The 25022-nt window shown below is 61.7% G+C and carries 23 protein-coding genes; 14 read left to right on the forward strand and 9 right to left on the reverse strand.

All coding sequences use genetic code 11. The features are described from left to right. Positions 1–4: 4 nt before the first annotated feature. The 5 genes from KGA96_RS14515 to KGA96_RS14535 all read left to right on the forward strand — a co-directional run bounded on the left by KGA96_RS14515 (position 5) and on the right by KGA96_RS14535 (position 7066). On the forward strand, positions 5–1027 hold the full coding sequence (locus tag KGA96_RS14515; RefSeq protein ID WP_223464569.1) for a helix-turn-helix transcriptional regulator: 1023 nt from the start codon (positions 5–7) through the stop codon (positions 1025–1027). A gap of 201 nt (positions 1028–1228) precedes the next feature. Next, the gene (locus KGA96_RS14520; RefSeq protein ID WP_223464568.1) at positions 1229–3025 is read left to right on the forward strand and encodes an amidohydrolase; all 1797 of its coding nucleotides are present in this window, start codon (positions 1229–1231) and stop codon (positions 3023–3025) included. An 18-nt stretch (positions 3026–3043) separates the two neighbouring features. Next, complete coding sequence (locus tag KGA96_RS14525) at positions 3044–4783, forward strand: amidohydrolase (protein WP_046037900.1); 1740 nt, start codon at positions 3044–3046, stop codon at positions 4781–4783. A 108-nt stretch (positions 4784–4891) separates the two neighbouring features. Beyond that, complete coding sequence (locus tag KGA96_RS14530) at positions 4892–5632, forward strand: TorF family putative porin (RefSeq protein WP_223464518.1); 741 nt, start codon at positions 4892–4894, stop codon at positions 5630–5632. A gap of 45 nt (positions 5633–5677) precedes the next feature. Then, positions 5678–7066 carry a purine-cytosine permease family protein gene (locus KGA96_RS14535; RefSeq protein ID WP_223513329.1) on the forward strand — a complete coding sequence of 463 codons (1389 nt, stop codon included), beginning with the start codon at positions 5678–5680 and terminating at the stop codon, positions 7064–7066. Positions 7067–7216: 150 nt separating this feature from the next. Here KGA96_RS14535 and KGA96_RS14540 read toward each other — a convergent pair whose 3' ends face one another. The 7 genes from KGA96_RS14540 to KGA96_RS14570 all read right to left on the reverse strand — a co-directional run bounded on the left by KGA96_RS14540 (position 7217) and on the right by KGA96_RS14570 (position 14399). Beyond that, positions 7217–7933, reverse strand: a complete 717-nt coding sequence (locus KGA96_RS14540; protein WP_223513345.1) for a L,D-transpeptidase — start codon at positions 7931–7933, stop codon at positions 7217–7219. Then, the gene (locus KGA96_RS14545) at positions 7930–8688 is read right to left on the reverse strand and encodes a M15 family metallopeptidase (RefSeq protein WP_223513347.1); all 759 of its coding nucleotides are present in this window, start codon (positions 8686–8688) and stop codon (positions 7930–7932) included. Before KGA96_RS14545 ends, KGA96_RS14540 begins: the two co-directional genes overlap by 4 nt. A gap of 33 nt (positions 8689–8721) precedes the next feature. Then, complete coding sequence (lipA, locus tag KGA96_RS14550) at positions 8722–9711, reverse strand: lipoyl synthase (protein WP_223454025.1); 990 nt, start codon at positions 9709–9711, stop codon at positions 8722–8724. Between the two features lie 141 nt (positions 9712–9852). Then, on the reverse strand, positions 9853–11109 hold the full coding sequence (gene glyA, locus KGA96_RS14555) for a serine hydroxymethyltransferase (RefSeq protein ID WP_046037911.1): 1257 nt from the start codon (positions 11107–11109) through the stop codon (positions 9853–9855). A 41-nt stretch (positions 11110–11150) separates the two neighbouring features. After that, positions 11151–11534, reverse strand: coding sequence for a glycine cleavage system protein GcvH (gene gcvH / locus KGA96_RS14560; RefSeq protein WP_223513349.1), 384 nt, complete (start codon positions 11532–11534; stop codon positions 11151–11153). Positions 11535–11906: 372 nt separating this feature from the next. Then, positions 11907–13415, reverse strand: a complete 1509-nt coding sequence (locus KGA96_RS14565; RefSeq protein ID WP_046037915.1) for a sigma-54-dependent transcriptional regulator — start codon at positions 13413–13415, stop codon at positions 11907–11909. A 69-nt stretch (positions 13416–13484) separates the two neighbouring features. Further along, positions 13485–14399: a LysR family transcriptional regulator gene (locus tag KGA96_RS14570; protein WP_046037916.1), complete on the reverse strand. Its 915-nt coding sequence runs from the start codon at positions 14397–14399 to the stop codon at positions 13485–13487. 151 nt (positions 14400–14550) lie between these two features. Between KGA96_RS14570 and speB the strand changes: the two genes are divergently transcribed. From speB to KGA96_RS14595, 5 genes are all read left to right on the forward strand, one after another. Then, positions 14551–15552, forward strand: coding sequence for an agmatinase (gene speB / locus KGA96_RS14575; protein ID WP_046037917.1), 1002 nt, complete (start codon positions 14551–14553; stop codon positions 15550–15552). 53 nt (positions 15553–15605) lie between these two features. Next, the gene (locus KGA96_RS14580) at positions 15606–17117 is read left to right on the forward strand and encodes an aldehyde dehydrogenase family protein (RefSeq protein ID WP_223464508.1); all 1512 of its coding nucleotides are present in this window, start codon (positions 15606–15608) and stop codon (positions 17115–17117) included. A 185-nt stretch (positions 17118–17302) separates the two neighbouring features. After that, positions 17303–18877 carry a purine-cytosine permease family protein gene (locus KGA96_RS14585; RefSeq protein ID WP_223513351.1) on the forward strand — a complete coding sequence of 525 codons (1575 nt, stop codon included), beginning with the start codon at positions 17303–17305 and terminating at the stop codon, positions 18875–18877. Positions 18878–18894: 17 nt separating this feature from the next. After that, positions 18895–20583 carry a choline dehydrogenase gene (gene betA, locus KGA96_RS14590; RefSeq protein WP_046037980.1) on the forward strand — a complete coding sequence of 563 codons (1689 nt, stop codon included), beginning with the start codon at positions 18895–18897 and terminating at the stop codon, positions 20581–20583. A 199-nt stretch (positions 20584–20782) separates the two neighbouring features. Then, positions 20783–21241, forward strand: coding sequence for a GNAT family N-acetyltransferase (locus KGA96_RS14595; protein WP_046037920.1), 459 nt, complete (start codon positions 20783–20785; stop codon positions 21239–21241). A 13-nt stretch (positions 21242–21254) separates the two neighbouring features. On the opposite strand, the gene KGA96_RS14600 is transcribed toward KGA96_RS14595, so the two are convergent. Beyond that, positions 21255–21560 carry an NIPSNAP family protein gene (locus KGA96_RS14600; protein WP_046037921.1) on the reverse strand — a complete coding sequence of 102 codons (306 nt, stop codon included), beginning with the start codon at positions 21558–21560 and terminating at the stop codon, positions 21255–21257. A gap of 230 nt (positions 21561–21790) precedes the next feature. On the opposite strand from KGA96_RS14600, the gene KGA96_RS14605 reads away from it, so the two are divergent. The 4 genes from KGA96_RS14605 (at position 21791) to KGA96_RS14620 (ending at position 24127) form a co-directional block, all read left to right on the forward strand. Next, positions 21791–22450 carry a hypothetical protein gene (locus tag KGA96_RS14605; RefSeq protein WP_046037922.1) on the forward strand — a complete coding sequence of 220 codons (660 nt, stop codon included), beginning with the start codon at positions 21791–21793 and terminating at the stop codon, positions 22448–22450. Positions 22451–22517: 67 nt separating this feature from the next. Next, entirely contained in the window at positions 22518–22856 is a 339-nt protein-coding gene (locus KGA96_RS14610) for a hypothetical protein (RefSeq protein WP_223464504.1), read from the forward strand. Between the two features lie 273 nt (positions 22857–23129). Continuing rightward, positions 23130–23531 carry a DUF1801 domain-containing protein gene (locus KGA96_RS14615; protein WP_223513353.1) on the forward strand — a complete coding sequence of 134 codons (402 nt, stop codon included), beginning with the start codon at positions 23130–23132 and terminating at the stop codon, positions 23529–23531. Between the two features lie 206 nt (positions 23532–23737). After that, positions 23738–24127, forward strand: a complete 390-nt coding sequence (locus tag KGA96_RS14620) for a c-type cytochrome (protein WP_223513355.1) — start codon at positions 23738–23740, stop codon at positions 24125–24127. Here KGA96_RS14620 and KGA96_RS14625 read toward each other — a convergent pair whose 3' ends face one another. Beyond that, on the reverse strand, positions 24128–25003 hold the full coding sequence (locus KGA96_RS14625; protein ID WP_223513357.1) for a LysR substrate-binding domain-containing protein: 876 nt from the start codon (positions 25001–25003) through the stop codon (positions 24128–24130). Positions 25004–25022: the final 19 nt, after the last annotated feature.

A 25022-nucleotide genomic window follows, 5' to 3' on the forward strand; every position in this document is an offset into this window, starting at 1 on the left:
AATGATGGGGGAGGGAAATAGAGTCGACGGTGACGCAGCGAAGGTCACGCTCAAGGCGTTCAATCATTGCGTATTGCACCTTGGCCGGCTGGCGCGGGAGAGCGGGGCGTCGCGATTCATCGCCGATGGCCTGCAGGCATTCGGTCAACTGGTGCCCTTCGCGTCTGCCTGGTGGGGCGAGATGTCGACACCAGGCCCTGATGTTCCCCCCCAGAGCTGGATGCACGGCAGCATCAATCTCCCCGAATCCTTTGCCGCCGAATGGCATCCGGTGGCGGCCAACGATCAGTTCTCCCACGCCACGCTCAATCGTCCCGGTGAGGTGGTGCGCGACAACGGTTTCAACGACCCGTGCGAGGCGGTCAACGATTTTGCCCGGCGCTACGATCTCTACCACTTGATGAGCATCACCTATGAGCTGCCCGAAAGCGGCTTGATGTTTTTCGTCTGCCTCTACCGTGGTCTGGATGAACAGGCGTTCGAGGAGAACGAAGCCGAGCTGTTTTCGGCATTCTGCGATCACCTGTTCCAGCTGTGGCGGTTCCAGGTGCAGGACATGATCCGCTTCGATAGCGAAAACGGCGCGAGTGATTTTGGCGTCGCGCGCTTGGACGGCAGCCTGCTGTATGTGGGCGCCAGGTTGTGCGCCGCCATTCAACGGGAATTACCTGGCTGGAGCGGTTCAATGCTGCCGGGCGAGGTGATCGCGCAACTGTCGAAGGCACCCTGCGTGATCCGCCTGGGCCGTTGCGCCCTGACCCTGAGCCCCAACGCCGGACACGTCATCCTGTCCCTCGAAGCACCGTCGGGCGGGGACGGCCTGGCGCCACGGGAGCGCACGGCAGCGATGCTGTTCGCCGCCGGCCACTCCTACAAGGAAATCGCCAAGATGCTCGCCCTGAGCCCCGCGACCGTGCGTACCTACCTGCGCAATTGCTACTTGCAGCTGGGTGTGAAAAGCAAGGTGGAGCTGGGTTCGGCCCTGCGTTCGCCGGGTGCGTTGGCGGAGTCCGTGCGCCGGGATTAATCCCAGCCGTTTCAATTATTTGCCTCACCCCTCCTCATTTGCAGAGGTCCATTCGAACGCTGCGCCCTATAGGGTAGGCCCTGTCTATCAGGGGCTGGCGCAGTCGCTTCGGGCCGCTTCAAAACAATAAGAACAGGGGTGAGGCATTTGAGACTTTCCAGGCTTTTTGTCGCCGTCGCGGCGACGACGGCATTTTCCGGCATGGCATTGGCGGCGACACCCGCTGACACGGTCATGCGCAATGGCTACGTCTATACCGTCGATGGCAAGAATTCCGTGCAGCAGGCCATTGCCATTTCGGGCGGCAAGATCGTCTATGTCGGCAGCGATGCCGGGGTCGACGGCTACATCGGCAAGCAAACACAACTGATCGACCTGGCCGGGCGCATGCTGATGCCGGGCTTCGTCGATGCGCACATGCACCCGGGGGATGGCGGTCGCGCCATGACCTTGTGCGACCTGAAATACCAGACCATGACCCGCGCGCAGTTTCAGGCGAGCATCCAGGCCTGCCTCGATGCCGACAAGGACAAGGGTCCGGACGTGTGGCTGGAAGTCGGTAGCTGGGACCGCATGGGCATGACCGGGCTCGACGGCGACGCCGACAAATCGACCCTGGACGCACTCAAGACCAAGCGTCCGATCCAGGTGCGCTCCACCGACTTCCACACCGTGCTGACCAACTCTCGCGGCCTGGAACTGGCCGGCATCAACAAGAAAACCGCCGACCCTGAAGATGGCAAATACCGACGCGACAGCGCCGGCAACCCGAACGGCATCTGTGAAGACGGCGCCGCCGAATCGTTGGCCGCCGTGGTGCCGCCTGCCACCGACGCGGAAAAACTCAATCAGGTCCGTGCAGCCCTCGACGCCATGCGCCAGCAAGGCATCACCAGTTTCTTCGATGCGCTGTCCGGTCCGGAAAACGGCAAAGCCTTCACCAGCCTGCAAAAGTCCGGCGAACTGACCGCCCGGGCCTTGCTGGCGATCAAGCTGGACCCGGCCGCCGCTGCCGCCGACCCGGTGAAAACCATCGCCGAGGCCAAGGCCCTGGCCAGTACCTACGACCAGGGCGAAGTGCATGCCGCGCCGGGCGTGAACATGCGCCACGTCAAGCTGTTCATGGACGGCATCATCAATGCCCCGGCGGACACCGGCGCCATGTTGACCCCGTACCTGCACAACAGCGGCACCGACAAAGCGCCGAAGTGGACGCCGGGCAAGAACCTGGGCGAACTGTACTTCCCGTCGCAAGTGCTCAATCCGTTGTTGCTGCAAGCGGTCAAGGCCGGTCTCGATCCGCACCTGCACGCCACCGGCGAGCGCGCGGTGCGCGATGCACTGGACAGCGTCGCCTACGTGCGCAAGGAACTGCCCGGTCAAGACTTCCGCCCGGCCATCGCTCACGCCGAGTCTGTCGACCCTGCCGACTATTCGCGCTTCAAGGCACTGGACGTCACGGCCACCATGTCGTTCCAGTGGGCGCAGCAGGCACCGTCCACGGTCGACGGCACCAGTGATCACCTTGGCGCCGCGCGATTTGCGCGCATGGAACCCTCGGGCAGCATCGCCCATGCCGGCGGTCGAGTGGCGTTTGGCAGCGATTGGCCGGTCGATCCGCTGGATGAATTCCTCGCGCTGAAAGTCGGTGTCACCCGATCCGGCGACCCCACCAATCCGCACAGCTATGGGCCGAAGTATGCCGGGCGACTCAATGCCGATCCGGCGCTGTCGCGAGCCGAAGTGCTGCGCAGCATCACCCTCAGTTCCGCCGAACAGCTGAAGCTGGACGCGGTGCTGGGCTCGGTCGAAGTCGGCAAGTTCGCTGACCTGATCGTGCTCGACAAGAACTTCATGCAGGTGCCCGAGGAGGAACTGGGCCGCAATGACGTGCTGCTGACGCTGGTCGGCGGCAAGGTCGTGTGGGCCAAGGCGCCGTTCCTCGGGCTTGCGCCACACGTGGTTTCCCAAGCGGTTACTTCCCGATCCGCCCCATAAAAACTAGAGAGCGTTCCGATGCGATTGATTCCAAACCTGTTGGCCGCCGCGCTGGCCTTGTCGTCGGTGCAGGCCATGGCCGCCGCCGACCTGGTGTTGTTCAACGGCAAGGTCTTTACCGCCGAACCCGGCCAGGCACTGGTGCAGGCTGTTGCGGTGCAAGACGGCAAGATTCTGAAAGTGGGCAGCGATGCCGAAATCAACGCTCTGGCCGATGCCAAGACCCAGCGCATCGACCTGGCGGGCAAAGTGTTGATGCCGGGCATGATCGACACCCACAGCCACCCGGTCACGGGCGCTTTCGACAGCATGAAGGCCAACCTGCTGGACGAGGTCAAACCCTTGCCGGAACTGGAGCAATGGTTGATCGAAGAAGACAAGGCCGGACGTGCCCGCTCCGGCGACGTGATCAGCGTGGCCGGGGTCAGTTCGGCCTACTGGGAGAAAAGCCGTGAACTGGGCAAGGTGTTCAATCAGGGACGCTGGGCGGATCAACCGATTGTCTTCAGCGGCATCGACGGCCACACCGGTTGGGCCAACAACGCGATGCTCAAACGCTTGAACATCGATGCGGCACTGGTCAAAAGCCTGCCGGAAAAAGAGCGCGGCTACATCGGCCATGAAGCGGACTTCACGCCGAACGGCTACTTCGCCGAATCCCGCTGGGACGTGGTGCGCAACGGTATTCCGGCGCCCACCCCGGAGGCCATGCTCAAGGCCGCTCGCGAGGCGGTGAAGATCAACAATCAGTTCGGCGTCACCGCCTGGATGGACGCGGCGGCGAACGGCGGCAGTGAAGATTCGCTGTTCGATTTCCATGCCACCGCGGAAAGTGTCGGCGTGCTGCCGCTGTACAAGGAGCTGGCGCAGAACGGCGAGCTCAGTGCCCACGTCGCGGCGTTGATGGTCACCAATCCGAAGAGCAAACCCGCCGACCTGGAAGTGATCGCCACGGTGATGAAGCAGTTCGAGGGCGTGCCTAACCTGACGTTCCCCGGCATCAAGGTGTTTGTCGACGGCATTCTCGAATTCCCGGGGCAAACCGCAGCGGTCATCGTGCCGTTCAAGAACAGCCATAAAAATGGTCAGTTGCTGACCGACCCGGCGCACTTCGGCGAACTGGTGGTGGCGGCGGAAAAACGCGGCTGGATCGTGCACATGCACGCCGTCGGCGACCGCGCGGTGCGTGAAGCGCTCAATGGCGTGGCGTATGCGCGCAAGCTCAGCCCGACGCCGGTGCCCCACAGCATCGCGCACCTGCAACTGGTCAACCCCAAGGAGTTTCCACGCTTCAAAGAACTGGGCGTGATCGCTTCGATGCAACTGCTGTGGGCCACCGGCGAGTCCTACACCGTCGAACTGGTCAAGCCTTACATCAGCGCCTTTGCCTACGGTTACCAGTATCCCGCGCGGTCCCTGCATAACGCCGGCGCGACGATTGCCGGTGGCAGCGACTGGCCGGTGTCGAGCGCCAACCCGTTCAACGCCATTGCCCAGGCCAGCACGCGCAAAGGTCCGTTGGGCGTACTCAATGCCAAGGAAAGCATCGACCGCCAGACCATGTTCTACGCCTACACCATCAACGCGGCGAAAACCCTGCGCCTGGAGCAGCAGATCGGTTCGCTGGCACCGGGCAAGCAGGCCGACCTGATCATCCTCGACCGTGATGTGTTCAAGGTCAGCGATGACGACCTGTTCGAAACCAAAGTCCTGAACACCTTCTTCGCCGGCAAGCAGGTCTACGCCCCCGCGTCCTGACCTGCGAACACCCAGCACCCGCAAAAAACTGCCAGCCCCTCGTAGCGCGAGGGGCCTGGCATCGCCATGCCTGAAATTCCCCGTACGCCATAACAACAAGAGAACTGTATGAACGCACTTTCAGCATTGACCCTCGCAGCACTCGCACTGGCCCCCCTGACCAGCCAGGCCCTGGCCCTCAACGATGATTTCAGCCTGGATATGACCCTGGGCGTCGTCAGCGACTACCGTTCCCGGGGCATCTCGCAAACCTTGGGCGATCCGGCGGTACAGGGCGGCGCAACGCTGCTGCACAGCAGCGGCCTGTACATCGGCGCCTGGACCTCCAACGTGGATTTCGGCGGCGGCTTCGACACCCGGCAGGAGCGTGAGTACTACGCCGGTTACTACTGGCAGGCGACGGACGCGATCAGCCTGGATCTGGGCTACATCAAGTACGACTACCCGAAAAATTCCGAATTCAACCTGAGCGAAATCTACGCCGTCCTCGACCTGTACGGCGTGAAGCTGGGTGCCAATTACTCCAAGGACACGCCGAACGTTTTCGGCGAAGACCAGGACACGCTCTACACTTACGTCGGCTACAAGTTCACGCTGCCGGCCGAAGTCGGCCTGGAGTTGCGCGTGGGACGCAACGACGTGAAAGACCCGGCTTTCTGGTCCTCCAACGGCGACAACCGCGAGGCCTACTACGAGTGGGAGGCCAAGTTGACCCGTGATTTTGTTGGCGTGACCTGGGGCCTGAGCTATGTCGACACCGACCTGACGAAGAGTGAATGCAGTGGCTGGTATGGCTATGACGACCTGTGCTCGGCCACGGTCGTTGCAAGTGCCACCAAGACCTTCTAAGTTCAACCCCGACGATAAAAACAGCTCCTCAAAGGAAACACCGTCATGAGTGCGCAACGCAGTCCCTTGGTCGAGACCCGCTCGATCGATTTCATTCCCGAGGCTGAGCGACACGGCAGTCTCTACAGCCAGTTCACCCTGTGGCTCGGCGCCAACCTGCAAATCACCGCCATCGTCACCGGCGCCCTGGCCGTGGTGCTGGGCGGCGATGTGTTCTGGTCGCTGATCGGCTTGCTGATCGGGCAAGTGCTCGGCGGTGCCGTGGTGGCGCTGCACGCGGCGCAAGGGCCGAAGCTCGGCTTGCCGCAGATGATCTCCAGTCGCGTGCAGTTCGGGGTGTATGGCGCGGCGATCCCGATTGTTTTGGTGTGCCTGATGTATCTGGGTTTCAGCGCCACCGGCGCGGTGCTGTCGGGGCAGGCGATCGCGCAGTTGATCAGTGTCAGCGACAGCACCGGCATCCTGATTTTCGCGGCGTGCATCGCGTTCCTGACGATCTTCGGGTATCGGGTGATTCACCTGGTCGGGCGGGTGGCCAGCGTGCTGGGCATCATCGCCTTCGCCTACCTGTTCACCCGATTGATGACCCTCAACGACATCGGCCTGCTGCTCGACAATCGTCATTTTGCCTGGAGCACCTTCCTGCTGGCGGTTTCGCTCTCGGCATCCTGGCAGATCGCCTTCGGCCCCTACGTGGCGGACTACTCACGCTACCTGCCGAGCAAGACTTCATCGTGGAAAACCTTCACCGCCGTGGGCCTCGGCACAGTGCTGGGGGCTCAGACTTCGATGGTGCTGGGGGTGTTCGCCGCCGCACTGGCCGGGGCCAATTTCCGTGGGCACGAAGTGGCGACGATTGTCGGCCTGGGCAGTAGCGGTGTGATCGCGTCCTTGCTGTACCTGAGCATTGTGTTCGGCAAGGTCACGGTGTCCACCCTCAACGCCTACGGCAGTTTCATGTGCATCGCCACCATCATCAGTGGCTTTCGTCGTCGCCTGGAAATCACCGCCCGCCAGCGCATGCTGTTTGTGCTGCTGATCGTCGCGGCGTCCACCGCGCTGGCATTGCTGGGGCAGTACTCGTTCCTCAACTCGTTCAAGTACTTCATCCTGTTTTTGCTGACGTTCTTCACCCCGTGGAGCGCGATCAACCTGGTGGATTACTACTTCATCAACAAGGAGCGTTACGACATTCCTGCGTTGTCCGACCCGAACGGGCGCTATGGTCGCTGGAACGTGCTGGGGATCAGCGTGTATGTGATCGGCGTGTTGATCCAGCTGCCTTTTGTCGACACCCATTTCTACTCTGGGCCGATGGTTGCGCAACTGGGCGGCGTGGACATTTCGTGGATCGTCGGGTTGTTGGTGCCGGGGGTGATCTATTACGCGCTGGTCAAGCCGTCGATGAGTGCGGTGGTGGTTGAGCGGGGTTAATACCCGTCAGAGCACCGAGTTCTTGTGGCGAGGGGGCTTTTGTGGCGAGGGAGCTTGCTCCCGCTGGACTGCGCAGCAGGCCCATCTTTTAGGGCCGCTTCGCGCCCCAACGGGAGCAAGCTCCCTCGCCCCAGGTTCAGCGTTTACCAGTTAGCGCTTCGGCAGTTTCCAACGCTCACGCAACCGTTCGTACTGCGCTTCAGGCAATTGCACCAGCACCGGGGATTTACTTGGGTCCAGCCAATCGAACAACCGCGCGATATCCCCCGGTTCCATGGCCGTACAGCCACGGGTTGCTGCACTAGGGCCACGCCAGATGTGGAAGAAAATGCATGAACCGGCAGCAGGAGAGGCCGGAATGTTGTGCTGGATGACGATGCCTTGGCGGTACAGCTCATCCGAGCGGCGCATCCGTTCGGAGCTGTTCCAGTCCTTTTCGACGACCGCTCCGTCGACCAGTTCGTTGTAGCGAGTCGATTGGCTGTCATCCACGCATTCGATGGTCGGCGTCAACGGTAGATAAGGCAGGCGGGTTTCGGCCGCAGGCGCGTAGCCAAACGCCGTGCCCAGCTTGAACATTCCTGCCGGTGCCTTGCCATCGCCTTCCTGTTTGACCGGTCCTTCAGGTTGCCCGATATCGAGCAGCCCCTTGCCCCAACCCATGCCGTTCTTGCCGAGCACCACAGCAAAGGGCGCTTCGAATTTTTGGAAGGCCTGCCCGTGACGCTCATAACGCTGTGCAGTACCCTGAATGTCATCCCAGCTTTTACTGGTGACCACGATCAGTTGGTCGCTGCCGTCGAGTCCCTGGGCCATTGCGGCCAGCGGAAACAACGCCACCAACAGGGCCTTGAGCAGAATGTTCATGGTGCAAGCGGCGTGATGGGGAAGTCCATGACGTCCGGCTTCGGCAGATTCCCGCTGTACGTGAAGTGCCACCACTCAGCCGAATAACCCACAAAGCCTTCCTTGGCCATGGCACTGGTCAGGCGCTGGCGATTGGCTTTGGCCGTGGCGTTGATCAGCGTCGAGTCGGTGTGCGCCCGCTCATCGAAGCAGTCAAAGCCGGTACCCATGTCGAGGGCGCCGTCGTGCCAGCGCTTGCCATAAGGTGCCGTGCAATCCACTGGCGTGGCAGAAGGCGTCCAGGTGTCGGCAGGCAGGGCGTCGGGACCGGTCATCGTCAGGTCGACTGTGTTGCCCCGGGAATGATTGGACACCCGGGCCACATAACCCAGGCGCCAGAAGTCCTGCTTGTCGACCCGTGGATAGAACTCGGTCTTCAGCGGGTCGCCAGGTTCGGTGGCGAAGCGGCCCATGTCCGCCACCGCACGCTTGGGTCGATAGCAGTCGAATACTTTCAAGCCGTAGCCTTCGGCTTTCAGTGAGCGTTGCACTCGGGCTAACGCCTTCGCAGCGTCCTCCGACAGTAGACATTCCGCCGCCTGGTAGCCGTCGAGCGGGTGCCCGGTGAAGTTGTGCGCGCTGGCGTAGCGGATGTCCTGCTCGATGCCCGGGTCGACGCTGCGCACATACACCATGTGCCCGGGTTTCGACTCGTCGGCCATGCACGGCGTGGCAAGGCTCAGGCACAGCAACAACAGACAGGGTGAACGCGACATCGGAAACGGCTCCATGCATGACCAGTCATTCCATCATGGCTTGAAACCGTCCGTACCTCCATGAAGTTGTTGATCGGCGTGATAGGACGAACGCACCAGCGGCCCGGACGCCACGTTCTTGAAGCCCATGCGCGTGCCTTCCTCGGCGAACCAGGCAAAGGTGTCCGGGTGCACGAAGCGCTGCACCGGCAAGTGACTGCGCGAGGGTTGCAGGTATTGGCCGAGGGTCAGCATGTCGATGTCGTGCTCGCGCATGCGCTGCATGACCTCGATGACTTCCTCGTCGGTTTCGCCAAGGCCCAGCATCAAGCCGGATTTGGTCGGCACATGGGGCACCGCTTGCTTGAATTTCTGCAGCAGGTCCAGCGACCACTCGAAGTCCGACCCCGGCCGCGCTGCCTTGTACAGGCGCGGCACGGTTTCCAGGTTGTGGTTGAACACATCCGGGGGCTCATTGGCGGTGATCGCCAGGGCCACGTCCATGCGTCCGCGATAATCCGGCACCAGGGTTTCCAGTTGAATGCCGGGGGACAGCTTGCGGATTTCCCGCAGGCAATCGACAAAGTGTTGGGCGCCACCGTCGCGCAAATCGTCGCGGTCCACCGAGGTGATCACCACGTACTTCAAGCGCAGCTCGGCGATGGCCACGGCCAGGTTCATCGGTTCATTGACATCTAGCGGCTTGGGCCGGCCATGGCCGACATCGCAGAACGGACAGCGACGGGTGCAGATGTCGCCCATGATCATGAAAGTCGCCGTACCGCCGGAAAAACACTCACCGAGGTTCGGGCACGAAGCTTCTTCGCAGACGCTGTGCAGTTTGTGCTTGCGCAGCAGCTGCTTGATCCGGTCGACCTCGGGAGAGATCGGCATGCGCACACGAATCCAGTCCGGTTTGCGCGGGAACTCATCCGTGGGAATGATCTTCACCGGAATCCGCGCGACCTTTTCCGCTCCGCGCAGTTTGGTGCCGATTTCTACTTTGGCCGGGCTCTTGCCGGTCGATTCGACAATGGCATTCATGATGCTTTCCTTGTGCAGCAGGGAGCAGAACCTGTAGGAGTGAGCCTGCTCGCGATAGCGGTGGATCAGTCGCTATTCATATTGACTGATACGACGCTATCGCGAGCAGGCTCGCTCCTACAGGGGTTTTGTGTTGTGTGCTCAGTCGCGGTAGACCGGGAAGTCGGCGCACAGGGCGGCCGCCTGCCGGGCGACATTGGCCTCGATATCGGCATCGCCCAAGTGATCGAGGATGTCGCAGATCCAGCCGGCCAGGGCAATGCTTTGCGCTTCCTTGAAGCCACGGCTGGTGATCGCCGGCGTACCGATGCGCAGCCCTGAGGTCACGAACGGCGATTGCGGATCGTTGGGCACTGCGTTCTTGTTCACGGTGATGCCGGCGCGACCGAGGGCGGCGTCGGCGTCCTTGCCGGTCAGGCCCTGGCGGATCAGGCTGACCAGGAACAGGTGGTTGTCGGTGCCGCCGGACACTACGTCATAACCGCGCTCTATAAACACCTGCGCCATGGCCTGGGCGTTGCGGATCACTTGTGCCTGATAAGTCTTGAAGCCTGGTTCCAGCGCTTCCTTGAAGCACACGGCCTTGGCGGCGATCACGTGCATCAGCGGGCCGCCCTGACCGCCGGGGAAAACCGCGGCGTTGAGCTTCTTCTCCAGTTCCGCATTGGCCTTGGCCAGAATCAAACCGCCGCGCGGGCCGCGCAGGGTCTTGTGGGTGGTGGTGGTGACCACGTCGGCGTAGGGCAGGGGATTGGGGTACAGACCGGTCGCCACCAGCCCGGCGACGTGGGCCATGTCGACGAAGAAATACGCGCCGACCTTGTCCGCGATCTGACGGAAACGCGGGAAGTCCAGGGTCTTCGAATAGGCCGAGAACCCGGCGATGATCATCTTCGGCTTGTGCTCGACCGCCAGGCGCTCGACTTCGTCGTAATCGATCAGACCGGTCTTGGTGTCGATGCCATACTGCACCGCGTTGTAGAGCTTGCCGGAAAAACTCACCTTGGCGCCGTGGGTCAGGTGACCGCCGTGGGCCAGGCTCATGCCCAGCACGGTGTCGCCGGCTTGCAGCAGGGCCAGATAAACCGCGGCGTTGGCCTGGCTGCCGGAGTGCGGCTGGACGTTGGCGTAATCGGCGCCGAACAGCTGTTTGGCGCGATCGATGGCCAGTTGCTCGACCACATCGACGTGCTCGCAGCCGCCGTAGTAACGCTTGCCCGGATAGCCTTCGGCGTACTTGTTGGTCAGGCCGCTGCCTTGTGCCTCCATCACCCGCTGACTGGTGTAGTTTTCCGAGGCAATCAGTTCGATATGGTGTTCCTGCCGCGCATCCTCGGCGTTCATCGCCGACAGCAGTTCGTCGTCGTAGCCTTTGATCTGGTCGTGCTTGCTGAACATGGTGTGGTCCTTTTTCGGATTCGGGAAGTGCCCAGGGGGCTTCAAGCGTCGGCGTGTTCTGCGGTCAGGCGTTCATAGGCGTCTTGATCCAGTAGATCGCTCAACGCCTCTACATCGACCGGTTTGAAGCGAAAGAACCAGCCTTCACCCAATGGGTCTTCGTTGACCAGTTCCGGGGTGCTCTCCAGCGTCGTGTTGATCTCGACCACTTCACCGTCCAGCGGCATGCCGATACTGCTGGCGGCCTTCACCGATTCCAGCACCGACACTTCAGCGCCTGCATCGAAGGCGCCCAGTTCAGGCACCTGAACGAACACCACATCCCCCAACGCCTGCTGGGCAAATGCGGTGATGCCGACGGTGACCAGGCCATTGCTCTCAAGGCGCAACCATTCGTGATCGACGGTAAAACGCAATTGGCTCATATCAACTCCTTATTGTTTTAAGGCTCGTGGCGGGACGACGAGCGGGGTTGCAGGAGTGATAGCAAGGGCGGTGCCAATGTTTTTTATTTGTTTTAAATCAATGGCTTGAAGTGATTTTATTAAGTGCGAGAGATTCCATTCGTATTGAAATCAATACAGACAAGCAGGGCAGTGGGCGCAGACGCCGTAATTGCGGGTGGGAAAGGTTTTGTCTTGATTTCGCTACGCTGTATCGATTTGCAGACGAAAAGTGCAGGTGCAACACAGTCCACTGTAGGAGTGAGCCTGCTCGCGATGAGGGCGTGTCAGTCGAAACGTATGTTGACTGTCAGGCCGCTATCGCGAGCAGGGGAATGTGTTCCGACAGATCACTCAGGGCTTGGCGGGAATCCCATACTTGCGCAAGCGAATCGCGATGGCGCTATGGGACGTCTGCAACCGCGCCGCCAGCAACCGGCTGGACGGATAGCTGCGATAAAGCTGTTCCAGCAGGTTCTTCTCAAAGTCGCCAACCGCCTCTTCCAGGCTGCCGACTTCGCCGTCGTTCTGCCGCTCTACCGCCGTGCGGGCGATGTCAAGGTCGTCGATGTCCACCAGCGGGTTTTCGCAGATCGCCGCCGCGCGAAAGATCACGTTTTGCAGTTGCCGCACGTTGCCCGGCCAGCGGTTGCCGAGCAGGGCGCTGAAGGTGCTCGGTGCCAAACGACACGGCGGTCGCTGGATCTGCGCGCAGGCCTGTTGCATGAAGTGATTGGCCATCAGCAGGATGTCATGACCACGCTCGCGCAGCGGCGGCACTTGCAGGTTGAGCACGTTGAGGCGGTAGAACAGGTCTTCGCGAAAACGCCCTTCGGCGACCATTTTTTCCAGGTCGCGGTGGGTCGCGCTGAGCACCCGCACATTGACCCGGACCTCTTTGTCGCCACCGACCCGGCGGAAGCAGCCATCGCTCAAAAACCGCAGCAACTTGGCTTGCAGGTAGGGCGACATTTCCCCCACCTCATCGAGAAACACCGTGCCCTGATCGGCCAGTTCCAGCAGGCCGAGCTTACCGCCCCGTTGCGCGCCGGTGAAGGCACCGGGGGCGTAGCCGAACAGTTCGCTTTCGGCGAGGCTCTCCGGCAGTGCTGCGCAGTTCAGGGCCAGAAACGGCGCATCGTGCCGTGGGCTGATGGCATGGCAGGCGCGGGCCACCAGTTCCTTGCCGGTGCCGGTTTCACCCTGGATCAGCAACGGCGCATCGAGGGCCGCCACCCGTTGGGCGCGGGCCTTGAGCGCACGGATCGGCGGCGATTCGCCGAGCAGCGCATCGAAACCTTCGGCATGGTCATGGTGCAGCGCCGAGAGGCGTTCGCCAATGCGGTTCGGTTGATACAGGGTGAGCAGGGCGCCGGCGTCGGTGATCGGCATCGCGTCGAGCAGCAAGGTCTGGCCGCCGAGGCTGACCTCGTGCATTGGCAGGCGGAAATGCTGAGCGATCAAGGTGCGCTGCAAATCGGCATCGTCGAACAGCGCGGTCAGGGATTCACCGGCCGGTTCGCGGCCGCAGAGGGCGATCAGCGCCGGGTTGGCCAGCAGCACATGACCGCGGTCATCCACCGCCAGCACCGGGTCGGAACTGGCTGCCAGCAACGCGTCCAGTTGCAGGCGCCGGCGTTGCCCCGGAAGGATGTCGACCATGGTCACCGCTTGCACGCCGTGCACGCCGAAAAGCGCCTCGCGCAACTCCTCCAGCACCTCGGCGCCGAGGGTCGGCGCATCGATGTAGACGTTCGGCGGCACCATCTCCACGGCGTCCAGGTTGAAACTGCGTCCACCGAGCAGGGCCAGCACTTCCTGGGTGATGCCGACGCGGTCGATGAAGGTGACGTGGATGCGCATGACGGGCCTGCAAGGTTGGCGAACTCAAATCAGTATGCCCGGCAAAATTTGAATTTGGCGAGTGTCACATCACGGCTTGCCGGTTTTACGGGCGCTGGCGGCCAAGTCCTCGAGGAACGCCTGGAGGATCGGTGGCGGTGCCGCGCCGCGTCGGGTGATCACGTCGAATGGCGATTTCAAACGCAGACTCCCTGGGGCCAACTGGTGCATCTCGCCGCTCTTGACCCACTGGGCGGCGAAGTGCTCAGGCAGAAAACCCAGGTAGGCGCCGGAAATGATCAGGATCGCGGTGGCTTCGATGTTGTCCACGGTGGCGGCCGCCTTGCTCACGCCCAGGTGTTCGAGGTCGTATTGCTGCATGTAGCCGCGCACGACGATGCGCCCGGCAGCGACTTCTTCGAGCAGTTCCTCACCTTCGGCGTGGCTGCCGAACAAGGGGTGACGCCGGCCGCAATACAAACCCAGGGCTTCCTGGTACAGCGGTGATTGCAGCAACCCCGGCACATGGATCGGAAAGTGCCCGATGGCCAGGTGCAGGCGACCGTCGAGCACCCGTTCTTCGAGTTCCGCCGGGGTGCCGACGTACACGTTCAGATGCACGTCATGGCCCCGTGAAACGAAGCGCTGGGTGGTGCGCGGAATCGGTGAGTCGGGGTCGGTGATCGTGGTGTCGATGATCCCCAGGTTGAGCTTGCCGCTGATGTGCTGCTTGAGCACGTCGGCGTCCATGCAGAAGTTTTCCACCGCCGACAGCAGGCGCTGGGTGGCTTCATGAATGGCCACCCCTTGTTCGGTCAGGCGAAAGCCGCTGCGCCCGCGCTGGCAGAGTTTGACCCCGAGACGGGTTTCCAGGTGGGTCATCTGTTCGCTGATGGTCGACTGCCCGGCATTGAGCGCCGCCTGCGCAGCGGAAAAGCCGCCGCAGCGGACAATCGTGGCAAACACCCTGAGCAGTTTCAGGTCGACATCGTGCAGCTGGATCATCTTGGACCTCCGGCCTGTGGATGCATCGGCAATACCGATATGAGTATCTGATGTTTAGCATTTTTTCCACGAAAACCTGCGCCCATAGTCTTTCCAACGGCGGTCGCCTTGCAGTCCGCCAAGCCGATAACAAGAAGTGGAGAGGCTAGAAATGTCGAACAACGGTTATGAATCCGGTCGCCTGAACCTGCCATTCGTAGGTCATTGCACCTTTGGCAAATCCCCGGTGTGCACCGATTGGGATGCACTGGATGCCGACGTCGCGGTGCTCGGCGTGCCCAACGATATGGGCACCCAGTGGCGCTCCGGCGCACGCTTCGGACCACGCGGGATTCGCGAAGCATCGACGCTGTTTTCCTTCGGCCACGCTGGCGCCTACGATCACGAAGATGACGTGATGTACCTCACCGCATCGGACGTGCGCATGGTCGACGTCGGTGATGCCGACATCGTCCACACCGACATGGTCACCAGCAACAAGAACACCGAATACGCCGTGCGCAAGATCCTCGACGCCGGCGTGATGCCGGTGGTGCTCGGCGGCGACCACTCAGTGCACGCGCCAGTGATCAAGGCCTTCGAAGGCCGCGGCCCGATCCACATCATTCACTTCGATGCGCACCTGGATTTCGTCGACGAACGCCACGGTGTTCGCTACGGCCACGGCAACCCGCTGCGCCGCGCCTCGGAAATGAACCACATTGTCGGCATGACCCAGATGGGCATCCGCAACGTGTCGTCGTCCAACCGCGACGACTATGAAGCGGCCCATGAAGCCGGCTCGAAAATCCTCTCAGTGCGTGACGTGCGTCGCCTTGGCGTCGAGGGTGTGCTGGCGCTGATCCCGCAGGACATCAACTACTACATCACCATCGACATCGACGGTTTCGACCCGTCCATCGCCCCCGGCACCGGCACCCCGAGCCACGGCGGCTTCCTCTACTACGAAGTGCTGGAAATCATCCAGGCCCTGGCCAAGCGCAGCAAAGGCAACATCGTCGGCATGGACCTGGTGGAAGTGGCACCGGTCTACGACCCGACCGGCATGACCTCGATCCTGGCCGCGCAACTGTTGCTCAACAGCATCGGTTTCATCTTCCACGAGCGTGGCAAGGTGCGGGCAGCCGCCGAGAGCGAAGCCGCATCAGCCTGATCATCGAAACCAGTGACCCGGCAGGCTCTGACTGCCGGGCAGAGAGAACAAAAATGGACACGATCGTCAAAAGTTACCTGCAAAAATTCGGCGTCAGCGAAGCCACCCAGACCTTCCTCAGCAAGGTCCAGAAAATGTTCATCGGCGGCGCCTGGGTCGAAGCCAGCGACGGCCAGACTTCCGATGTGATCGAACCTTCGACCGAAGGCCTGATCACCCGCATTCCCATGGGCACCACCGATGACCTGGACCGCGCCGTGCAAGCCGCCCGCGCGCAGTTCGACGGCGGCGCCTGGCGCCAGGCCAAACCGGCCGAACGCGAGCGCATGATGCAGCGCCTGGCCGACCTGATCGAGCAGAACGCTGCTGAACTGGCGGAAATCGAATCCATCGACATGGGCAAATCGGTTGCCTTCGCCAAGGACGTGGACATCCAGGGCACCGTGGATACCCTGCGTTACTTCGCCGGCTGGGCTACCAAACTGCACGGGCGTACCGTCGAACCTTCGCTGCCGGGCAATTACCTGGCCTATACCCGCAAGGAAGCGGTGGGCGTAGTTGGCGCCATCGTGCCGTGGAACTTCCCGCTGCAAACCATGGCCTGGAAGCTCGGCGCGGCGCTGGCGACCGGTTGCACCGTGGTGGTCAAGCCTGCCGAACTGACTTCGTTGTCGGCCCTGCGTTTTGCTGAACTGGTGCAGGAAGCAGGTATTCCCGACGGCGTGATCAACATCGTCACCGGGCGCGGCAGCGTGGTCGGTGCGGCCATGGCCACCCACCCGGGCATCGACAAACTGACCTTCACCGGTTCGACCCCGGTCGGCCAGACTGTCGGCCGCGCAGCGCTGAATGACATGAAGCGCCTGACCCTGGAACTCGGTGGCAAATCACCGGTCATCGTCTGCGCCGACGCCGACATCCCGGCCGCCGCCCAAGCGGTCGCCAACGGCGTGTTTTTCAACTCCGGGCAGGTATGCGACGCCGGTACACGGGCCTATATTCATAGGAGTGTCTACGACGAGTTCCTGCGCGAACTGATTGCCTACACACGCACCCTGAAAATCGCCCCGGGCCTGGATCCTGATTGCTTCATCGGCCCGCTGGTTTCGGCCCTGCAAAAGCAGCGCGTGACCGAGTACATCGAAACCGGCAAGGCCGAAGGCGCCGAACTGGTCTACGGCGGCCAACCGGTCGATGGCCCAGGCTTCTTCGTCGAGCCGACCATCTTCGCCAATTGCCGCAACGACATGCGCATTGTCCAGGAAGAGATCTTCGGCCCGGTGCTGGTCACCGCACCGTTCGACGACGAGGAAGAAGCGCTGGCCCTGGCCAACGATTCGCCCTTCGGCCTGGCGGCGGCACTGTATTCCAACGACCTGGGCAAGGTGCACAGCCTGATTCCACGCTTGAAAGCAGGCTCGGTCTACGTCAACGCCCACGGCACCCTCGATCCGTCGATGCCGTTCGGTGGCTACAAGCAGTCCGGATTCGGCAAGGACCTGGGCGCCGAGCAGCTCGACTACCTGCTCGAAACCAAGGCGGTGTGGATCACGCTGCCGGGCTGACGCGCCCCCACAATCAAAAGGCATCTGCAACAACGCCAGGTAGGCACGGGCAACACTGAACCTGTGGCGAGGGAGCTTGCTCCCGCTGGACTGCGCAGCAGTCCCATTTTCAGGGCCACAGGGGAGTCGTTCACCCGAAAGAACGCGGTTATCTCGTCATGATCTTCCAACAATAAGAGTCCATCATGAACACTAACGCCAAGTCCGCCCCGAGCGTGTCCAGCCTCGACGAAAAATCCGTCGTCGAGGGGCATTCGATTGACTTCATCCCCGAGAACGAGCGCACTGACAAGCTGGCCAGTCAGGGCCCGTTCTGGTTCCTCGGCAATTTCACCTTCTTCACCATGACCATCGGCTTCGTTGGCCCAAGCGTCGGCCTGACCGCGCTCTGGACCACGCTGGCCGGCACGCTGGGCATCATGTTCGGCACACTGTTCATGGCGTTTCACGGCTCCCAGGGCCCGCACCTTGGCCTGCCGCAGATGATCCAGTCCCGTGCGCAGTTCGGTTATCGCGGGGTAATCCTGGTGTTGCTGGCGACGCTGTTCGTGTTCGCCGGCTTCAACATCGTCAACCTGGTACTGATGATGCAGGGGCTGCACACGCTGTTCGGGTTCAACCCCGCAGTGATCGCAGTGGCGGTGACCATACCGGCGGCGGTGCTGGCGATTCTCGGCCATGACTGGATGCACCGCAGCTTCAAATGGGCGCTGTACCTGTCGTTGCCGCTGTATGGCCTGGTGACCTTGGCGGTGGTGATGGGCTGGGTGCCGGATGCGGTGCTGCCGGCACTCGCGGAAGGCGAAGTGGCCCGTGAGCCGCTGGGTTTCAACTGGACCGGTTTCATCGCGCAGTTTGCGGCGGCGGCCAGTTACAACATCGCCTACGCCCCTTACGTGTCGGACTACTCGCGCTACCTGCCGAAAAATACCTCCAGCGGCAAGCTGATCGCCGTGGTGTTCCTCGGGGCTTCGTTGTCCGGTGCGTGGATGATTTCCGTGGGTGGCTGGCTGGCCGATCACCTGCACTCCACTGACGTGCTGGTGGCCCTCGGGCAAGTCGGCAACACCGTGTCGCCGCTGGTGGGCACGGCGGTGGTGGTGGTCACCATCCTGGCGTTCCTGCCGGTGATCGCGATGAACATCTACAGCGCCAAGCTGACCACGCTGACCTGCGTCGACTCGATCAAGCACATCGAACCAACACGCAGGGCACGCATTCTGGCCATCGGCTTCGTGATCCTGCTGCAACTGGGCGTGGCCCTGAGCATCCAGAGTTCCGGCAAAGGCCTGTCGGTGCTGGGGATCTACCTGGTGGTGATGCTGTACTTCCTGGTGCCCTGGACCTCGGTCAACCTCACCGACTACTTCTTCGTGCGCAAGGGCCGCTACGCCATCCCGCACTTCTTCATGCCCCACGGCAACATTTATGGCAGCTGGGGACTGCGCGGTATCGCCGCTTATGCCATCGGTTTTGTCTCGATGATCCCGTTCTTCTACATCTTCGATGGCGTTGAACAGCGCGAAGTGTATGTCGGCCCGCTCGCCAAGGCGCTGGGCAGCATCGACATCGCCTGGCTGGTCGGGCTGATCGTATCGGGCCTGGCGTACTACTGGCTGAGCCGCTCGATTGATCTGAAACGCGAAGAAGCGGTGATCCAGCAGATCGAGAAAAACTCCCCGCAATACACCACCGGCGACACGCTGACCCACAAGCAGCAGCCACTGCCGGTATTCACTGAATCGACGGTCGGGAGATAGTCATGACCACGCAAAAAATGGCTACGCAAAAATACGACTACATCATCATTGGCGCAGGCTCGGCAGGTTGTGTGTTGGCCAACCGCCTGAGCGAAGACCCGGCCACCTCGGTGCTGGTCCTGGAATTCGGCGGCAGTGACAAGAGCGTAGTGATCCAGATGCCGAGCGCATTCTCGATCCCGATGAACACCAAGAAGTACAACTGGCGCTACGAGACCGAGCCGGAGACCCACCTCAACGGCCGACGCATTCACTGCCCACGGGGCAAGGTGCTGGGCGGCTCGTCGTCGATCAACGGCCTGGTGTACATCCGTGGCCACGCGCTGGACTTTGACGAGTGGGAATCCCTGGGTGCCGAAGGCTGGGGCTATCGCAACTGCCTGCCGTACTTCAAGCGTGCCGAGAGCTACGAGTCGGGCGGTGACAGCTATCGCGGGCAAACCGGGCCGCTGCACACCACCAACGGCAACCACATGAAAAACCCGCTGTACGGTGCCTGGGTCGAAGCCGGCGCGGAGGCGGGCTACATCAAGACCGAAGACTGCAACGGCTACATGCAGGAAGGTTTCGGTGCCATGCACATGACCGTGAAGAACGGCGTGCGCTGCTCCACCGCCAACGCCTATCTGCGCCCGGCCATGGGCCGTCCGAACCTGACGGTGGTCACCCATGCGATGACCCGTCAGATCATTCTCGAAGGCAAGCGTGCGGTGGGGGTCATGTATGACCACGGTGGTCAGACCCACCAGGTGTTTTGCAACCGCGAAGTGCTGATCTCGTCCGGGCCGATCGGCTCGCCGCACCTGTTGCAACGCTCGGGCATTGGCCCGGCGGACGTCCTGCGCAAGGCCGGGATCGGCGTACGCCACGACCTGCCGGGAGTAGGGGAGAACCTGCAGGATCACGCCGAGGTATACATCCAGTTCGGTTGCAAGGAACCGGTGACCCTCAACAACAAGATGGACCCGCTGAGCAAGCTGATGATCGGTCTGCGCTGGCTGCTGTTCAAGGACGGCCTGGGCGCCACCAACCACTTCGAGGCCGGTGGATTTATCCGCTCCGAGAAGGGCCTGCGCTGGCCGGACATCCAGTTCCACTTCCTGCCGGCGGCGATGCGCTACGACGGCAACAAGCCGATCAAGGGCCACGGCTTCATGGTGCTGACCGGGCCGAACAAACCGAAAAGCCGCGGCTATGTGCGGGTTCGCTCGGCCGATCCGTACGAGCATCCGGAAATTCGCTTCAACTACCTGGAGCGGGAAGAGGACCGCGAAGGTTTCCGCCGCTGCATTCGCCTGACCCGCGAGATCATCGGCCAGAAAGCCATGGACCGCTTCCGTGACGGCGAAATCGCCCCGGGCGCGCAGGTGACCAGCGATGAAGACCTTGACGCCTTTGTGCGCGACAACCTGGAAAGCACCTACCATCCGTGCGGCTCGTGCCGCATGGGCGAGGACGACATGGCGGTGGTCGATTCCGAGTTGCGCGTGCGTGGCATCGCCGGTCTGCGGGTGATCGATTCGTCGGTGTTCCCGACCGAGCCGAACGGCAACCTCAATGCGCCGACCATCATGCTCGCCGAGCGCGCCTCCGATCTGGTGCGTGGCGCACAGATGTTGCCGTCAGCGGATGTGCCGGTTGGGTTGGTCGAAGGCTGGGAGAGCAGCCAGCGTACTTCGCTGCCGGGGCGTAACGTGCGCGTTTGACCGCAACCCGCGATCCAATGTAGGAGCGAGCCTGCTCGCGATAGCGGTCTGTCAGTCAACTTCACTGTTGAATCTGATGGCCTCATCGCGAGCAGGCTCGCTCCTACAGGGGACGGCGGTGCTTTCAGGAAAATAGTGCGTCGCTGTTCCGTGGCCATTGCTAGTCTGTAATTCCTTGAGACCGCAATGGAGCACCCTCATGGCTATTCAGGCCCTGCGCGCCGACGCATCGCACATCGACCAGATCGCCCCCTTGTTTGACGCCTACCGGATGTTCTACAAGCAGACGTCGAATCTTGCGCAATCGCGCGCCTTCATCGCCGAGCGACTCGCCCGGGGTGAATCGGTGATATTTCTTGCCCAGGACACCGACGGCGAAAACCTCGGCTTCGTCCAGCTGTTCCCTACCTTTTCCTCGATCGATGCCCATCGCACCTGGCTGCTCGGTGATCTGTTCACCACGCCCGCCGCCCGGGGCAAAGGCGTGGGCACACTGCTGATGAACACCGCCCGGGATTTTGCGAAGCTGGCCGGCGGCAAAGGCATGACCCTGGAAACCGCCACCGACAACCTCACCGCCCAACGCCTGTATGAATCCCTGGGCTGGGTGCGCGACCCCGGTTACTTCACCTATTGCCTGGATCTGAAAAAAGACTGACTCAGCGATCCAGTCAGCCAAGCACCGGCCGCATGAACGAACGCTCGTAGCTGAGGATGAATTTCTTTTCCTCGGCGTACTTGAACGCGGCGATGCACTCTGGATCGTTCATCGACTGCTGCCGGTAATGTTCGTACTCCGCCAGGCTGGGGAAGGTGAACAGCGCCAGAGCGATGTTGTTGGCGCCCTCCGATGGCAAAAAGTAGCCGTGGTGCTGGCCGCCGAATTTTTCCACCAGGGGAATCCACAACTTGCCGTAGTGCTCGAAAGCGTCGAGCTGATAGGGATCGAGCACGTATTTCAGGTAGCAGGTCACCATTGTTTCGTTCCTTGATCAGGTTTTGAGGGCAGTCGCCACTGTAATCAACCGTGGGCGCCCGGCACAGCCGCTTGTTCGACTTTGATCGGTAAGTTTGCGCCAGAGGCAGGCGCTGGCGCCGCCACACTATTGGTTCAGTCAATAGTCACCATCAAGAATCGCAAGTTCTGTTTTTTGCGCAAAGGCGGAAAATTGCCTGCATTGAACACGCTGCTCAAGGAACCTGCGCGATGAAAATCTTGACCCGACTGGCTGCGATTGCCCTGTTGCTGGGCAGCGTTGCATCCACCGCTCCGGCCTTTGCCGAAGATGCACGCTGCCATCTGCCGCCCATCACCGCTGGCCAGGTCGGGTTGCAATACGGGCAGACGCTCGGGGTGCTGTACAGCGAAAACACCCTGGAAAACCTGCAATACCTCAAGCAATACCACTCGGTGGCCGTCAACGGTGCGAAGAACGCACTCGATGCGCGGATTCGCCAGGCATTCGTCAACAGCTCCGATCCGGACCTGGCCATCGATTGGCTGATGAGTTCACTGCACCACACCTTTCTGTCGGTGACGGTCTACGACAACCTCGATGCGCTGGTACAGGCCCACCCGGACGTGGTGGTGATGCTCGATACCCACAACCAGTTGCTGACCCAGCGTAACGACCGGGTCGAGGCGCGATTCGCCGCGCGGTTCTACGACGCCAACCTGCAGTACATCGGCAAGGCCGAAGGCGCGGTGGAAAAACAACTGCCGTCGGTGTGGGTGCATGACAAGGCCGCACCCGAGATCGCCGCGCAAATCGAACAGCAACGCGACCTGCAACTGACCGCGCTGAAACAGTTCGATGCGTCGCTGAAGGCGCTGGTAACCGCCGGATTGACCGCAACAACAAATTAATCAGCCCAACGCCCATTGAGCGGCGGGCAAGCCGATCCATCGTAGATTTCTTTTCAGGACCTGATTCATGCGCACTGTTTTTGCCCCAAGCCTGGCCTTCGCCTCGCTGCTGCTGGCCGGTTGTGCCACGCCGAACAATCCGACCATGACCTTGCACACCAGCAAGTCGCCGGAGGAGTACACCCATTGCGTGGTGCCGAAGTTGCAGCACGATGCGCTCAACCCAACGGTGTCGCAGACCCAGCGCAGCTACCGCATCGTCATCCCGAGCAAAGTGTCGGCGGACAATGTGCTTGAAACCTATAAAGCCTCGAACGGCGGCAAGGTGTTCCTGTACGAGCGCAAGCTACTGGCCTCGACCTTCGTGCCGTCGACGTTCGAACGTGCGGCGCAGGAGTGTTTGTAAGGGTAATTCCAGGCAAAAAAAAGCTGCCGGGAGGGGCAGCAGAAAGTTAAAGCACGCATTGGATTGCCTGAGTATGACGCCCGGTTCATGACGATTCGATGACAGCTTGATGGACGTTCATCAGGATGCCAAAAATCCTGCTGCGAGTGATTAACTGTGGCGCGGGAGCAAGCGCCCTGTGCCCCAGGCGCCGTCAGTCAGCGATTCCTGAAAACCTTCGAACACCGTCTACCCTCATCGGTCACAACCATCATGATGAGGGTCGAAACGGTGATGAAAACGGACAAGGTTGACTCAAACGAAGCCTCGGCGCTGATCGACGAGCGAATCCGGGAACTGGCCGACTGGCGCGGCGAAACCCTGGCCCGCGTCCGCAAGATCATCCACCAGGCCGATCCCGAAGTGATTGAAGAATGGAAGTGGCGGGGTGTGCCGGTGTGGTCCCGTGCCGGCATCATTTGCACCGGCGAGACCTACAAGCAAGTGGTGAAGCTGACCTTCGCCAAGGGCGCTTCGCTGGACGATCCGTCGAAGCTGTTCAACGCAAGCCTTGAAGGCAATACCCGGCGTGCCATCGATCTCCGCGAGGGTGAGCAGATCGATGAAGCGGCGCTGACGGCGTTGATTCAGGCGGCCATTGAGCTCAATACCTCCCGGACCAAGCCCGGAAAATAAGCCACCACACAGAACCTGTGGGAGCGGGCTTGCCCGCGAAGAGGCCATCACCTCCAGCAGAGAAGGTGACTGATACATCGCTTTCGCGGGCAAGTCGGACCGCCGCACCGCCGCTCCCACAGGGATTGCGTCCATTTGACCACTTGGGATATCCCCGACCACCGTGTTCCAATAGCCATCCGGCAACACCCGACTGGAAACGGAACATGAAGAAAATCGCCGCCCTGACCCTCGCTCTGGCGCTCACCACTGGCCTGTTCAGCATGCCCACCCTTGCTGCGGGCGATGTCCAGGCCGGGGAGAAAGTGTACAAGCGCCTCTGCAGCGGCTGCCATCAGATCGGCGAGTCGGCCCGCGCATCCTTCGGCCCGCAACTCAATGGCGTGATCGGTCGCCACTCCGCCGTCACCACGGACTACGTGTATTCCGACGCGATGAAATCCGCCAACCTGGTCTGGGACCGCGAAACCCTGATCGCCTACCTCGAAGCGCCGAAGAAAGTCGTCCCCGGCACCCGCATGATTTTCTGGGGCCTCAGCGATCCGGAAAAAATCGAAGACCTGCTGGCTTACCTGCAAACCTTCCCGGCGCAATGATCAGGCCGAGGGCTGCTGCTCGGCCGCCAGATTGTCGACCAGCCACTGGGTGAAGGCCCGCGCCATTGCAATGTTCTCGCTGTCACGGTGGGTCAGCAGCGCCCAGTTCGGGCCGCGGATGGTTTGCTCCACCATTGGCTGCAACAGCCCGGTGGCCCGCGCCTGCCGACTCAGCAACTGGCTCACCAGCGCAATGCCCAGCCCGGTGCAGGCCGCGTCCAGCAGCAAACCCGGATCGGAAAAATTCAGCCCCTGATCCATCTGCCCCACATCAATGCCCGATTCCACCGCCCAGTGGCTCCAGTCCATTTCCCGTTCGCCATGCAAAGTGGTGCGCTGTTCCACGGGCACTGCCAGCAGGCTCGGGTGGCAGGCCGGGTAGAGGCGGTCGGCGTGCAGTACCCTGAAACTGCATTCGGCCTGGGAACCGATGTCGTCGCGCACCGCCAGGTCGATGGTCTGGCTGGCCATGTCCGGCACTTCATCGGTGCTGAAAATCCACAGATCGACCTGCGGATGCTGGCGACGGAAATCCCCCAGGCGCGGCAACAACCAGTGCCGGGCAAACGCCGGGGTGGTGTTGAGCACCAGTTGATTGGGTTTCTGATATTGCCCCAACCGGCGAATGCCCACCGCCAATTGCTGTAACAACGCCTGGGTGGTGCTCAGCAGATCGTGCCCGGCATCGGTCAGGCTGACGCTGCGCCCGCTGCGATGGAACAGCGGCTGTTCCAGGTAGGCCTCAAGGCTGCGGATCTGCTGGCTGATCGCCGATTGGGTGAGGTGCAACTCATCGGCGGCCTTGTGAAAGCTGCCCAGCCGGGCGGCGGCTTCGAAGCCGCGCAGGGTGCTCAGGGGTGGCCAGTGTTTGAGCATATCGATAAGTTCCTCTAAT

Origin of the sequence: Pseudomonas sp. GL-R-26 (assembly GCF_019947365.1) — a bacterium.
GTDB lineage: Bacteria > Pseudomonadota > Gammaproteobacteria > Pseudomonadales > Pseudomonadaceae > Aquipseudomonas.

Excerpts from the sequence above, each read along its gene's own strand:
- KGA96_RS14580 (WP_223464508.1), top strand. The coding sequence starts at position 15,606 with ATGGACACGATCGTCAAAAGTTACCTGCAAAAATTCGGCGTCAGCGAA.
- lipA (WP_223454025.1), bottom strand. The coding sequence starts at position 9,711 with ATGAATGCCATTGTCGAATCGACCGGCAAGAGCCCGGCCAAAGTAGAA.
- betA (WP_046037980.1), top strand. The coding sequence starts at position 18,895 with ATGGCTACGCAAAAATACGACTACATCATCATTGGCGCAGGCTCGGCA.
- KGA96_RS14610 (WP_223464504.1), top strand. The coding sequence starts at position 22,518 with ATGCGCACTGTTTTTGCCCCAAGCCTGGCCTTCGCCTCGCTGCTGCTG.
- KGA96_RS14625 (WP_223513357.1), bottom strand. The coding sequence starts at position 25,003 with ATGCTCAAACACTGGCCACCCCTGAGCACCCTGCGCGGCTTCGAAGCC.
- glyA (WP_046037911.1), bottom strand. The coding sequence starts at position 11,109 with ATGTTCAGCAAGCACGACCAGATCAAAGGCTACGACGACGAACTGCTG.
- KGA96_RS14595 (WP_046037920.1), top strand. The coding sequence starts at position 20,783 with ATGGCTATTCAGGCCCTGCGCGCCGACGCATCGCACATCGACCAGATC.
- KGA96_RS14530 (WP_223464518.1), top strand. The coding sequence starts at position 4,892 with ATGAACGCACTTTCAGCATTGACCCTCGCAGCACTCGCACTGGCCCCC.
- KGA96_RS14585 (WP_223513351.1), top strand. The coding sequence starts at position 17,303 with ATGAACACTAACGCCAAGTCCGCCCCGAGCGTGTCCAGCCTCGACGAA.
- KGA96_RS14515 (WP_223464569.1), top strand. The coding sequence starts at position 5 with ATGGGGGAGGGAAATAGAGTCGACGGTGACGCAGCGAAGGTCACGCTC.
- KGA96_RS14600 (WP_046037921.1), bottom strand. The coding sequence starts at position 21,560 with ATGGTGACCTGCTACCTGAAATACGTGCTCGATCCCTATCAGCTCGAC.
- gcvH (WP_223513349.1), bottom strand. The coding sequence starts at position 11,534 with ATGAGCCAATTGCGTTTTACCGTCGATCACGAATGGTTGCGCCTTGAG.
- KGA96_RS14520 (WP_223464568.1), top strand. The coding sequence starts at position 1,229 with ATGGCATTGGCGGCGACACCCGCTGACACGGTCATGCGCAATGGCTAC.
- KGA96_RS14620 (WP_223513355.1), top strand. The coding sequence starts at position 23,738 with ATGAAGAAAATCGCCGCCCTGACCCTCGCTCTGGCGCTCACCACTGGC.
- KGA96_RS14570 (WP_046037916.1), bottom strand. The coding sequence starts at position 14,399 with ATGATCCAGCTGCACGATGTCGACCTGAAACTGCTCAGGGTGTTTGCC.
- speB (WP_046037917.1), top strand. The coding sequence starts at position 14,551 with ATGTCGAACAACGGTTATGAATCCGGTCGCCTGAACCTGCCATTCGTA.
- KGA96_RS14545 (WP_223513347.1), bottom strand. The coding sequence starts at position 8,688 with ATGTCGCGTTCACCCTGTCTGTTGTTGCTGTGCCTGAGCCTTGCCACG.
- KGA96_RS14525 (WP_046037900.1), top strand. The coding sequence starts at position 3,044 with ATGCGATTGATTCCAAACCTGTTGGCCGCCGCGCTGGCCTTGTCGTCG.
- KGA96_RS14565 (WP_046037915.1), bottom strand. The coding sequence starts at position 13,415 with ATGCGCATCCACGTCACCTTCATCGACCGCGTCGGCATCACCCAGGAA.
- KGA96_RS14540 (WP_223513345.1), bottom strand. The coding sequence starts at position 7,933 with ATGAACATTCTGCTCAAGGCCCTGTTGGTGGCGTTGTTTCCGCTGGCC.
- KGA96_RS14605 (WP_046037922.1), top strand. The coding sequence starts at position 21,791 with ATGAAAATCTTGACCCGACTGGCTGCGATTGCCCTGTTGCTGGGCAGC.
- KGA96_RS14535 (WP_223513329.1), top strand. The coding sequence starts at position 5,678 with ATGAGTGCGCAACGCAGTCCCTTGGTCGAGACCCGCTCGATCGATTTC.
- KGA96_RS14615 (WP_223513353.1), top strand. The coding sequence starts at position 23,130 with ATGAAAACGGACAAGGTTGACTCAAACGAAGCCTCGGCGCTGATCGAC.